The organism is Pseudomonas sp. (assembly GCF_030683065.1).
Lineage (GTDB): Bacteria > Pseudomonadota > Gammaproteobacteria > Pseudomonadales > Pseudomonadaceae > Aquipseudomonas.
Genome location: NZ_JAUXMX010000029.1, coordinates 45,355 through 57,119, shown reverse-complemented (window position 1 = coordinate 57,119; position 11,765 = coordinate 45,355). Strand labels below are relative to the sequence as shown.

Annotated in this window: 7 protein-coding genes and 1 tRNA gene; 6 read left to right on the top strand and 2 right to left on the bottom strand. The window is 59.8% G+C overall.

Annotation, left to right across the window (positions count from 1 at the left end):
• The first annotated feature begins 19 nt into the window (after positions 1 to 19).
• Positions 20 to 1,162, top strand: a complete 1,143-nt coding sequence (locus Q8K09_RS07135) for a M14 family metallopeptidase (RefSeq protein ID WP_305254274.1) — start codon at positions 20 to 22, stop codon at positions 1,160 to 1,162.
• A gap of 15 nt (positions 1,163 to 1,177) precedes the next feature.
• Here Q8K09_RS07135 and Q8K09_RS07130 read toward each other — a convergent pair whose 3' ends face one another.
• Positions 1,178 to 1,669, bottom strand: a complete 492-nt coding sequence (locus Q8K09_RS07130) for a GNAT family N-acetyltransferase (RefSeq protein ID WP_305254273.1) — start codon at positions 1,667 to 1,669, stop codon at positions 1,178 to 1,180.
• Between the two features lie 116 nt (positions 1,670 to 1,785).
• On the opposite strand from Q8K09_RS07130, the gene Q8K09_RS07125 reads away from it, so the two are divergent.
• Positions 1,786 to 2,478, top strand: coding sequence for an HAD family hydrolase (locus Q8K09_RS07125; RefSeq protein ID WP_305254272.1), 693 nt, complete (start codon positions 1,786 to 1,788; stop codon positions 2,476 to 2,478).
• On the opposite strand, the gene Q8K09_RS07120 is transcribed toward Q8K09_RS07125, so the two are convergent.
• Positions 2,475 to 3,647 (bottom strand): DUF3047 domain-containing protein, encoded by a 1,173-nt coding sequence (locus Q8K09_RS07120; RefSeq protein WP_305254271.1) that lies wholly within the window; start codon positions 3,645 to 3,647, stop codon positions 2,475 to 2,477. The genes Q8K09_RS07125 and Q8K09_RS07120 overlap by 4 nt on opposite strands.
• 145 nt (positions 3,648 to 3,792) lie before the next feature.
• Here Q8K09_RS07120 and Q8K09_RS07115 point away from each other — a divergent pair.
• From Q8K09_RS07115 to Q8K09_RS07100, 4 genes are all read left to right on the top strand, one after another.
• A tRNA-Val gene (locus Q8K09_RS07115) sits at positions 3,793 to 3,868 on the top strand.
• A gap of 102 nt (positions 3,869 to 3,970) precedes the next feature.
• Positions 3,971 to 5,029, top strand: coding sequence for a site-specific integrase (locus Q8K09_RS07110; protein ID WP_305254270.1), 1,059 nt, complete (start codon positions 3,971 to 3,973; stop codon positions 5,027 to 5,029).
• A gap of 329 nt (positions 5,030 to 5,358) precedes the next feature.
• Positions 5,359 to 6,060: a hypothetical protein gene (locus Q8K09_RS07105; protein WP_305254269.1), complete on the top strand. Its 702-nt coding sequence runs from the start codon at positions 5,359 to 5,361 to the stop codon at positions 6,058 to 6,060.
• Between the two features lie 532 nt (positions 6,061 to 6,592).
• Entirely contained in the window at positions 6,593 to 11,764 is a 5,172-nt protein-coding gene (locus tag Q8K09_RS07100) for a DEAD/DEAH box helicase (protein ID WP_305254268.1), read from the top strand.
• The last annotated feature ends 1 nt before the right edge of the window (position 11,765 follow it).

The following is an 11,765-nucleotide window of genomic DNA, read 5'->3' as shown; positions in this document are numbered from 1 at the left end:
CAGATAAAGACGGAAACGCATGAAGGCCAGCGCCCTATTTTCCGAAACCTATGCGGAAGCGAGAGCCCTTTTTCTCGCTGCGGCCGAAGCGGCCGGAGGGCGGCTCCGCTCCTACGAGAATCCACATGCGAAGGGGCCCGGAGAAACGCGGCTTTTCACCGATACGGCCTGGTTCGGCCCCGCCAATGCGGAAACGGTGCTGCTGAATACATGCGGGACGCATGGCGCGGAAGGCTATGGCGGCTCGGCGGTGCAGACGGCGTGGATCCGCGAGGGCGGGCCCGCTTCGCTGCCGCAAGGCGTCGCCGTGCTGCTGGTTCATGCGGTGAACCCGTTTGGCTTCGCGTGGGGCCTCAGGGGCACGGAAAACAACGTCGATGTGAACCGCAATTTTCTCGATCATTCGAAGCCGCATCCGGAGAACCCGCTTTACGACGAACTTCATCCCGTTCTCTGTCCCGACACGATGGACGAGGCCGCGATCCAGAAAATGCTGACAGGCGGCGCGCGCTTCATCGAGCGGCACGGGCAGTGGGCGCTGGAGGATGCGATCAGCCGCGGCCAATACACGCATCCCGACGGCTATCATTTCGGCGGGACGGCGCCCGAATGGTCGAACCTTACCATGCGTGAAATCGTCGCCCGCGAGCTTTCGCGCGCGCATCGCGTGGGCTTCATCGACTGGCATTCGGGGCCTGCGGGCGACGGCGAACTCATCTATCTCTGCTTCTCCGATCCGAAGGGCCCCGGCTTCGCGCGGGCGGCACATTGGTGGGGCCGCGAGGCGCTCGACCCGAAGACGGTCGATGCGATGTGGGGATCGAAGCGGCCAACGCGGCGCGGCATCATGTTCTGGGGCATCGAAGATATGCTGGCGCGGCAGGCACAATTCAGCGGGGCGGTGATCGAGTTCCGTTCGGCGCAGGTGAAGAACAATGCCGCGAAAGCCATGCGCGTGCCGATGCTGGAACGCTGGCTGCGCTTCGTCGGCGGCTTCGACGCGCCGGAGGCCCCCGGTTACTTCGAGGAAATTCGCGACGACTACGCGCCGCGCCGGAAATCGTGGCAGGAGAATGTGCTGATGAACGGGCTCGCCTGTTACGACCGCACCATCGCGGGGCTGGGCGAGTGGGCACGCGAGGGACTGAAGGCGGCGGATTGAGCTTTCACTTCGCGCTCAATCCAGCACGAAATCGTATCGCACTTCCATGATGTCCGGGTAGCGCGCGAAGCCGACAGGACGGCGCGCGACGAGACGGCCGCCCATGCGCTCGTAGAAGCCGCGAGCGTGGGCGTTCTTCTCGAGCGCCCAGAGGAAGGCCTCGCGGCGGCCGAGGCAGGTTATTTCATCGAAGAGACGGAACAGGAGTTCGGCGCCCAGCCCCATGCCCTGATCGGCACGGCGGGTGTAGAGCGTCGTCACCTCCGCGCCATCGATATGGCCGACGCCCACCGGCTCGCCTGACTGCTCCGCGATCCAGGCGATGCCGTTGCGAAGACTGTGGCGCCATTTCGCCGTTTCGCGGTCGGCATTCATGCCGTCGAGGAGCGGCTGGGGCAGGATGCCGGGATAGGCCTCGCGCCAGCAGGCGACGATCAGGCGGCCGAGCTTCGGCTCATCCCGGCCGGGCACCGCCATTCGCGTCTGGTATCGAGTGAGAACCGACATGGGGAAAGTATGACCGAAAACCACCCCTCCTCCGAAGCAGAAAATGGATTTTCCGCGCTTGCCAGCGCACAAGGCCCCGTGCGAGACAGGCGCGGGTTCATTTTGCCGGTACCGCCATGTCACGCGCCACGCCACGCCCTACCCTGCTCTTCGATCTCGACGGCACGCTCGCCGATACGGCGGCCGATCTCTGCGAGACCATGAACATCATCCTGGAGATGCATGACCGGGCCCGCGTTCCGGAAGAGCGCGTGCGGCATCTCGTCGGCGGGGGTGCGCGGCTGCTGCTGGACCGCGGCTTCCGCGAGACGGGGGAGCCGGCGAGCGAAGAGCTTCTGGACCGGAGCTTCGAGGAATTCATCTCCTATTACGGCAAGCATATCGCCGACCACACTAAGCTCTGGCCGGGAGTGCGCGCTCAACTCGACATGCTGGAGGCGCGTGGCGCGCTGATGGCGGTCTGCACCAACAAGGTGGAGCATCTGTCGCGGAGCCTGCTGGAGATGCTGGCGATCGACCATTATTTTCCGGTGGTGATCGGCGGCGACACATTGCCCGTGAAGAAACCAGATCCCGAACATCTCTTCGAGGCGATCCGGCTGCTCGGCGGCGACAAGGCCCACGCCGTGATGGTGGGCGACTCTGAGACGGACATCGATGCGGCGAAGAATGCGGGGCTGCCGTCGATCTGCGTCAGCTTCGGCTATACGCGCGTGCCGGTGCCGGAGCTTGGCGCCGATGTCGTGATCGATCATTTCGACGAATTCGGCGCGGCGCTGGCGAAGCTGATGCCGGCGCATTTCGGCTAGAGAATTTTCAGCACCTTGTCGCCGTCGACGAGTTCGATGTCGGCATATTCGCAGATGCCCTCGTTGCGCTGGAAGACGCTGACGGCGATCAGCCAGACTTTCACGATGCGCCGCGGCGCCGCACCGACGGCCTTCACGTAGTCGGCCTGGAGCGGCTGTTCCTCGTTGAGCCAGCGGCCGAGATGGCCGGGGTTCGAGCGCAGCACCCAATGGGTTTCGACCTGATCCCAATATGGCAGCGGGCAGCGGAAGATCGTGCCTTCGGCGAGCGAGGACGACCACATGTAGGTGAGGTCCTGGCCATTGTCGAACTCGACGGCGATGGAGAGATAGTCATGCGTCGGCTGGATGTCTTCCGGGAGGCTGCAGGGCAGCTTGTCCACCTTCCAGCGCCAGCGCAGGCGCGTCTTCTCCGTCAGCGGAAAGTCCGCCGGGAACTGAAGGATGCCGACATCGCCCGCCGTGTGGCAGCAGATGGCGTGGCCATGCTCGCTCGCGGCGTCTCGGAAAATTTCGCCGTCGCCAAGACGCCACAGATAGCGCCAGCCGACGGGGGCGGCGACGGGGTTGCGCGCGCGGGAAAGAGCATCGGCGACGAGACCTTCATAATCGCCGGCACGCGCCATGGCTTCGAGCCCTTCAAGAGCGGAGCCCTTCCAGACGATGACGCAGGCGCCGATTTCGCCGGTAACGCCGCCGCGCGGGAAAGCGGGATCGAATGTGCCCCGTTCGTCCGCCCATTCGCCGGGCGGCTTCGCAACGATCCGGAGCGGGCCACCACCCTCCATGCGGACGGTCGCGGCGCTGGAAGGGGTCTTCAGGATCGCGCCCGCCTCGCCGGCCCGAAGCCAAACGCCGATCCGCGCGCCGAAACCGAGATCGAGCGGTTTCGAGGCCCAGAAGCCGCCCGCCGCGAGCACGGTCACCTCATCGCCCGGCGCGATTTCGATGCCGGCCGGGAGCCAGCCTTGCTCCGGCCGGAGCACAACGATGCGCGCCTCACGAATGGAGGCGGCAACGCCGGGATCGGCGATAAGCGAACTCATTGTCCGCTCGAACGGCTGCCCCGCCGCCGGACCGAGCGGGCGTGGCTTCAGCGAGCGCCCCAGCGCCCGGACGGCCACGCGGCCGAGTGTCATCAAGGCCCTGAGGCCGGGTTTTTCCGCCATGACGATCCTCCCGCTTCGCGGCACCGTTTGGCGCCTTATTGGCCCTCAGCATAACGCAGACGGCCGGTCGCGAAAGCCACGGCCGCAACGGCCTGAACGGCTTGACTTGGCGCGGGAGCAAAGCCTATAGACGGGCACCTCGGACGGACGGTTAGCTCAGTTGGTAGAGCACTGTGTTCACATCGCAGGGGTCACTGGTTCGAGTCCAGTACCGTCCACCATTGAATTCCAAAGAAAATTCAATGGGTTAGCTCCTCGGACCATTCCACGAAAAATCGCTGAAACGCCGGTTTGGCACACTTTTGTCACACTGGATGAAATCGATGGCGACGTTTCGTAAGCGCGGCACCACATGGCAGGTTGTCGTCCGCCGCAAAGGGCTCCCTCCTCTCTCGAAGAGCTTCCCGACCAAGGCCGACGCTTCGCTCTGGGCGCGACAGCTCGAGCATCAGGCCGATACCGGATGCTTGCGCGATGATCCGCGCATTCTCGCGCAGCTGACGCTGGGCGACCTTCTTCATCGGTACAAAGACGAAATCACGCCCAGGAAGCGGGGGCGCGATCCTGAAACGGCCGTACTTGTGGCGTTACTCAGACGGCCGATCTGCGCCTACACGCTGGAGCAGCTCTCGGCGAAGCATCTGGCGGCGTACCGGGATGTGAGGCGTGAGGAAGTCGGCCCGGCAACCGTCAACAAGGACCTCAACCTCATCCAGCACGCGATCAAGATCGGTCAGCAGGAATGGGGCCTGCCGATCCCGCACAACCCCGTGACGATGGTCAGGAAGCTCGTCCGTCCGCCGGGACGGGACCGGCGGCTGAAGGATGGCGAATTCGAAGCGCTGATCGAGGCCGCGAGAACCTGCCGCAACAAGCTGATCGAGCCCGTCATCAGGCTGGCGGTGGAGACAGCCATGCGGCGAGGCGAGCTGCTCGGCCTTCGGTGGCGCCATATCGACCTCGCAGCCCGGACGGCGCATCTGCCGCTCACGAAGAACGGTTTCTCGCGCACCGTCCCGCTGACGCCCGAAGCCATCCGTATACTGTGGGAGCTGCCCAATAAGGAGGATCTGGTCCTGCCGATGTCGGCGGAGGCCGTGAAGCTCTCGTGGCAGCGGATCGTGAAGAAGGCCGGGCTCGTGGACCTGCGCTTCCACGACCTGCGGCATGAAGCGACCAGCCGCTTCTTCGAGATGGGGCTGAACGTGCCGGAGGTGGCGCTCATCACGGGACATCGCGACGGCCGGATGCTCTTCCGCTACACGCATCTCAAGGCCGAGAACGTGGCCTTGAAGCTGGATCCGGCCCGCTCCGCCGAAAAAAGTTCAGAACACCGCCAGTCGCTGCCTCCCGGCCTTTCTCGACCGACTAGTGGCCCTTAGGGGAGTACACCTTTTTCTACGGAAGAAAGTCGGAATTATCGTGTGGTCCCCCAAAACACTGTCCGGAGAGATTGAAAAAATTCAGAACAATTTCACCGGCGGAAAAAGCTCATGCGGCAGACTAGCGCGGGGCTTTGATTGCTGCCTGGGTGGGGGGCTTCAGCTACCCCTCTGAATTGGACTCACTTCGCTATTAATATCTATAGCGAAGTGAGCCCAAAAGGCAGAGGCGAGCTCCGCGCAAAAATCATCCGTCCACCTCACTACTAGTACTTGAATGGGAGTCCTGAGACTCCACATACCCAATTCATCCCAATAACAAGAACGACATGCCGAAAAAGATCAGCAGAGAAGCTCTCTACAACCTCGTATGGCAGAAGCCGATGATCCACGCAGCGAAGGACTTCGGCATCTCAAGCACAAGTCTCCGGAAAATCTGCGTTAACCACGAGATCCCTGTACCCCCGGCGGGACACTGGGCGAAGATCAACGCAGGGAAGAAAGTCCAGCAAACACCTCTGCCGCAGGCGCAGAAGAAGACTATCGAACAGGTGGTCATCTACGGCAGCGAGACGACCGCCGAGGCATCAGATGACCGACTCCATCACTCCGCCAAGGCTCTTGCCGAGGCCCTGGATAAGGCTCTCCCGTCTGAGGGGCGTTACAAAATCTGCATCAATGAATGCTTCCGCATCGACATCTCGCCCAGTGCCATCAGCCGGACGGTCCTCTTGGTCAATGACATTTTCCGGGCGACTGAAGCATGCGGGTACTCTTGGAGATATGATACCGGTGGCGCCAAACTCATAGTTGACGGTCAGGAGCTTTGCCTGTCGCTGAAGGAAGATGCGCATATAGCGGGAAAGCTCACGCTTGCTCTGGACGATCTCCATCACAAGGATCTGCGCCGAAACTGGAAAGATGGCGTACGCCGGGCGATTGAGGACGAGATGATCGACTTTCTCGTCGGCGTTGAGATCTATGCGGCGGCCGAGAAAGACCGCGCGGAGGACAACAGGCACTTAAAGTAAACTAAAACACGACAGCAGGATGGCAGGGCCCGCCACAGAAACTCGACGATGAACGCCACCGTGCCATGGACGCGTGCATTGAGACGATGATGCAGATCCAGCAGTATGAAGCTTTCCTGTCCCTGCTTCGGGCTCAGTCATCCGATCCGGAGACCCTACCCTGAATACCTTCGTAGCATGGATTGATGAGACGGTCGCGAGGCGTCTGCTCAGGCAGAAAGCGCTTGCACAGTTTTTATCGCGCGTCGGGATGTTCTGAGCGGAATACGGCAAATCTCGTTGCCCTTTCCTCCTATGCTCGCTAGGTTTTTGCATTCTTAGGACCTGGAACCTCCTAAGAACGAAGGGTGCTGGGGGAAGAGGCTTTGGGGGCGTATCGTTCCAACCCTTGTTCGGCGACTGCTCCGCCGCGAGTCTATTAGACTCTCAATCTCGCCAATGAGGTCTCCCAGACAGAAAAACAACGTACTGCACGGTCGGAGCCTGCTCCTGACTATGTATGCATCGTCGGCGGCACGCTTGGGGATAGTCAATGAAGGCCTTCGAATTTGAGCATCATCTAATCGACTCTTACGCCCGATTTTCACGGTCTTTTACAACTATTCAGGCAGACGACCTAAGTGCTCAGATCGAACACCAATATGCTGTAGGTCGCTTTTGGCCAGACGCACTCCTGTCGTTGAACCCGCGCTATTTGTCCGGGCCGACCGTGGACGATCTGGTCAGGTCCGGAGACCTCGACGAGGCCACGGGCAAAATCTTTAGATTCGACACGACACCACTCCGGCTTTATCGGCACCAGGCACAATCCATAGCCAAAGCTCGGGCAGGTCAGAGTTACGTGGTCACAACGGGAACCGGCTCAGGGAAGTCGCTTTGCTTCTTTGTCCCGGTCGTTGATGCCATCGTGAAGGCACGAAAGCGCGGGCAACCCCGGAAGACCAGAGCAATTATCGTTTACCCGATGAATGCGCTCGCCAATAGCCAGATCAAGGAGATCGAGAAATTCATCTCTCAATCGGGCCTACCTCAGGAACTGAAGCCCATCGTACGGCGCTACACAGGCCAGGAAAGCCAAGAAGATCGCCAGCGGATAGCAGACAACCCACCGGACATCCTGCTTACCAACTTTATGATGGCCGAGTTGTTGCTGACACGACAGGATGATCTGGACACCAAGGTTATCGAGAATGCTGGCGGTCTAGAGTTCATCGTACTTGATGAGCTCCACACTTATCGCGGTCGACAAGGCGCAGACGTAGCCATCCTTGTGCGGCGGCTCAGGAACCGTTGCGCGCCAGACAGGTCACCGATCTGCATCGGAACGTCAGCCACGATGGCTAGCGAGGGATCGGATACCGGCAGGGCACAGGCAGTCTCCAGTGTCGCTTCGCGCCTATTCGGTGTCTCGATCGGACCTGACGCGGTGATTGACGAATCGCTTCAGCGCGCCACGGACGATCTGCTCAAGCTCGACGATATTCGACCGAAGCTCGCAGCGGTCCTGACCGAAGATCTCCCGGATGTTCTGACGGACGAGATTTTGCGGCGGCATCCGCTGGCGGTCTGGGCCGAGCTCGCGATTGGTCTTGACGACGGCAAGGAACTCAAACGCCAGAAGCCGGTCCCTTTCGGTCATGCAGTCGCATTGCTGGCAAAACATAGCGGAGTCGATCCGGAAACCTGCAGGGTCAGCTTCGAGAAGTTCCTTACAAAAGTGAGCTTGCCGGAAAACGAACGCGGTGGAACGGACACAGCAGCATTTCTGGCATTCAAACTCCATAGGTTCATTTCTGGCGCCGGCGAGATATTTACGACTCTCACGGCACAGCCGCGACAAGTCCTGTTCGAAGGACAACTCGAAGACCCGGATACACCGGGCAATCGCCTGTATCCGACCCGTTTTTGCCGCGTGTGTGGTCACGAGTTCCACGTAGTGACCAAGACAGAAGACGCCGACGGCGAACGTTTTACTCCAAGAAGCATCGACGATACACCAATCGACGATCAAGAAGACGACATCGCCGGATATCTCACGCCCACGGCTGCGGAGGGCAGTGAATATGTCTTCAACGGGGATATTGAGAACTACCCGGAAGACTGGCGCGAAGAGCGAAACGGCATTGAACGCCTGCGCGCTAACCGTAAGGCTAGACTGCCGCGTATGGTTGCTGTCGGTCCTGATGGTCGATACAGCAGTTCCGGAAGATCGTTTTGGTTCATCCCGGGTAAGCTCGGCTTCTGTCCGTGCTGCCTCGACCAGCCGCACCCGAGCATGCGCGAACGAAGCAAGCTCGCTGGGCTTTCAGGCGAAGGTCGTAGTTCCGCGACGACCCACCTTGTGTCGACAGCACTTGAATGGATGAATGGGAGTCAAAGCGGCGTTCCCGCCGAGAAACGCAAACTGCTTGGATTCACTGACAATAGACAGGATGCCGCACTACAGGCTGGGCACTTCAACGATTTTCTCTTCGTAAGTCTTCTGCGCGGTGCAATTCTACGGGCGGTCCTCGATGCTGGTAAGGACGGCCTGGCAGAGGACGAATTCGGTCTCCGCGTTGTCAAGGCACTCGGGTTTACCGCATCGAACAAAGACGCGCGTATCCATTGGATGCTAGACCCAGATGTAGGGGCCGTGGTCCGAGAAGACGCACAGCGCGCACTAGCTAAAGTGCTGGCGCACCGGGTCTGGACGGATTTGCGTCGCGGTTGGCGCTACACTAATCCGAGCCTTTCCGTCTTGGAGCTTTTGGACGTCGACTTCGTCGGCCTCAAGGATATCGCCGAAGATGGCGATAGCCTTGCCGCTATTCTCCCGGAACTCGCCGCTCTGGAAGTGAGCAGACGTCAAAAGGTGCTTTCCGACATTCTCGGATCGATGCTTGAAGGACTGGCCGTCGGCACGGAAGCGCTTGATTTGGCGATCCTCGATACGGTTGCTCAGAAATCGCGATCTCTTCTGCGTAGCCCGTGGGCAATAGACCAGAAAGAAATGCCGCGAGGACGGACGACCCTTTTCTTGCAAGCGCCCGGAAAAGACCGAGTAGGCCTTCGGGAGGAACAGACGATCATCCGTGCAGGTCATAACTCACGCATCGCGCGTAGGATCAACCGAAAGAGCGCTATCGGGAAGAAACTCGGCAAGGCAGAATACTTGACTCTCATGACGAATTTCATGGAGCTCTTTGCTCGAGAAGGACTTGTGTCGCCAGTTGAGGTCGACACTGACCTCCATGGCTGGCGACTGTCTCCGTCGGCCGTCCGGTTGGTTCCCGGACAAGCTGTGCTGGAAGGCGCTGCCAAAGGCAATCGATATTTCCACGATCTTTACAACACGATTGCCGCCGATTTAAAGAGCGGGTACAGCACCTATTGGGGTCAAGAGGGACGCGAACACACAGCGCAGGTTTCGCAGAAGCAACGTGAATGGCGCGAGTGGCGATTTCGCTTCGAGGCTGACGATCGCGAGAAACTCATAGAGAACAGTGCTGAGATAAAGGCCACCGGCGAGTCAAATCAGTTTTTGCCTGTGTTGTTTTGCTCTCCAACCATGGAGCTTGGTGTTGATATCTCAGCGCTGAACGCCGTCTATCTGCGAAACGTACCCCCAACGCCTGCGAATTATGCCCAGCGCGCGGGTCGGGCCGGACGATCCGGACAAGCTGCGGTTATCGTGACCTATTGCGCCGCTCAGTCACCTCACGACCAATATTTCTTTGAGCGGCGTAACGACATGGTTGCGGGGATAGTCCGTCCGCCCGCCCTCGACATCACGAACGAGGAACTTGTTCGATCGCACTTGCACGCCGTTTGGCTGGCCGAGGCGCGTCTGGCTCTATCACCCGACATTCCAGAAATTCTTGACCTCAAGCAGACGAAATACCCGCTGAAAGAAGAGATCCTCCAGGTCATTCGACAGCCCGGTCTGGTGACGACTGCGCGAGCACCCATGAAACAGGTGCTCGACCAAATACTGTCTTCGGTGAACGATCTGAAACCTGTCTGGATGGGCGATCCGGATGATTTCGTGCTTGAGGTCGCTATGCGCGCTCCGCAAGAGTTCGATCGCGCCTTTGAACGCTGGCGGGAGCTCTACGACTCGGCGAGGACCCAGTTGATGGAAGCAAATATCCGCTCTGAGATCACCGGTCTATCAGGTGCCGACCGGCGCAAGATCAAAGCCGCGCAGATGCAGGCGAGCGATCAGATTGCAATTCTGGAGCAGGGCAAAGCGTCGAATGGCTCGGATTTCTATTCCTATCGGTACCTCGCAACCGAGGGGTTTCTACCCGGGTACAATTTTCCGCGTCTTCCACTCTATGCCTTCGTGCCCGGAGAAGGAAAATCCGGCTCCTTCCTCCAGCGTGCTCGTTTTTTGGCTATTTCGGAGTTCGGACCGCGCAGCCTGATCTATCACGAGGGACGTGCCTACCGTGTGATGAAGGCCAAGCTACCGCCGCAAGCCCGTTCCGGAGATGGTTCGGAGCTTGCCACCAAGGACATTTACATATGTTCGAACTGTGGTGCGTGCCACGAAGGAGAGGTCGAGCGGTGCCATGCGTGCGGTGCTCCCATGGCAGGAGAGGTCCCGGTCAAACACACGCTTCGAATTGACAACGTCGAAGCCGCCCCCGCAGAGCGAATTACGGCCAATGACGAAGAGCGTGTACGCCAAGGTTTTGACATTCAGACCGTCTTTTCCTGGCCTAAGCGAGACGGGTGCCTACAAATCACAGAGGCAGAATTTCGATGCGACGACAAGTCCATCCTCAGTTTGCAATACGCCAATAGCGCTGAAATTAGTCGTATCAACAAGGGGTTGAGGCGGCGCAAGGATCAGACCGTCTTTGGATTCCATATCGATCCTCGCAGCGGCTACTGGGCCAAGTCGGTGGACGAGGATCCGGAAGTCGATGTTCCGCCTGATGTTGTCAAGCCAGTTCGGATTGTCCCGATCGTGCGTGATAATAAAAACGCACTCCTCTTTCGGTTCACAGAGCCCCATGTCTATGCGCCCGAGTCAATCACCACGGTTCAGCATGCGTTGATGCGGGGGGTCGAGGTTGTCTTCCAGCTTGAGGAGGGCGAGGTTCTCGGCGAGCCGCTTCCCGCACGCGACAATCGGCGAGCAATCCTTGCCTATGAAGCCACAGAAGGCGGGGCCGGGGTTCTCAATCGTCTGGTTGAGGACCCTGCCGCTCTGGGCAAAGTTGCGCGCGCGGCGCTGGATCTGATGCACTTCGACAAGGTCGATGAAGCAATAGTCGCTGGGGATGCAGGGCTCCTCACTAGTCGCGAAGGTGAGGCCTGTGTTCGTGGCTGCTACCGGTGCCTTCTATCTTATTTCAACCAACCCGATCATGAAATGATCGACCGCACCAGGCTCGAAGCCCAGCAATTTCTTGTCGATCTCGCTCGCGGCGAAATTGTCCCTGTCGCGGGACGCACCCAGACTGAAGAAGGCGAACCTTGGTCGGCGGTGTTCAAGGCGGCGGGCATCCCTGAGCCTGATGACACACCGATCACCCTCGCGGAGCAAGAATTGCCGTTTGTCTGGCGCCCTTACTTCGTCGCAGCGCTAGTTGGCAAACTCTCCAGTGCCACCCGAGAGGTAGCAGTTGCCAAAGGTTGGACGCTTTTCGAGCTTCCTGTCGCGATCGAAGACGGCCTGCCACCAGAACTGTCTTCGATGTTCAAGGAATGAT

Coding starts and splice junctions, on each gene's coding strand:
- Q8K09_RS07135 (WP_305254274.1), top strand. CDS start 20: ATGAAGGCCAGCGCCCTATTTTCCGAAACCTATGCGGAAGCGAGAGCC.
- Q8K09_RS07100 (WP_305254268.1), top strand. CDS start 6,593: ATGAAGGCCTTCGAATTTGAGCATCATCTAATCGACTCTTACGCCCGA.
- Q8K09_RS07110 (WP_305254270.1), top strand. CDS start 3,971: ATGGCGACGTTTCGTAAGCGCGGCACCACATGGCAGGTTGTCGTCCGC.
- Q8K09_RS07125 (WP_305254272.1), top strand. CDS start 1,786: ATGTCACGCGCCACGCCACGCCCTACCCTGCTCTTCGATCTCGACGGC.
- Q8K09_RS07105 (WP_305254269.1), top strand. CDS start 5,359: ATGCCGAAAAAGATCAGCAGAGAAGCTCTCTACAACCTCGTATGGCAG.
- Q8K09_RS07130 (WP_305254273.1), bottom strand. CDS start 1,669: ATGTCGGTTCTCACTCGATACCAGACGCGAATGGCGGTGCCCGGCCGG.
- Q8K09_RS07120 (WP_305254271.1), bottom strand. CDS start 3,647: ATGGCGGAAAAACCCGGCCTCAGGGCCTTGATGACACTCGGCCGCGTG.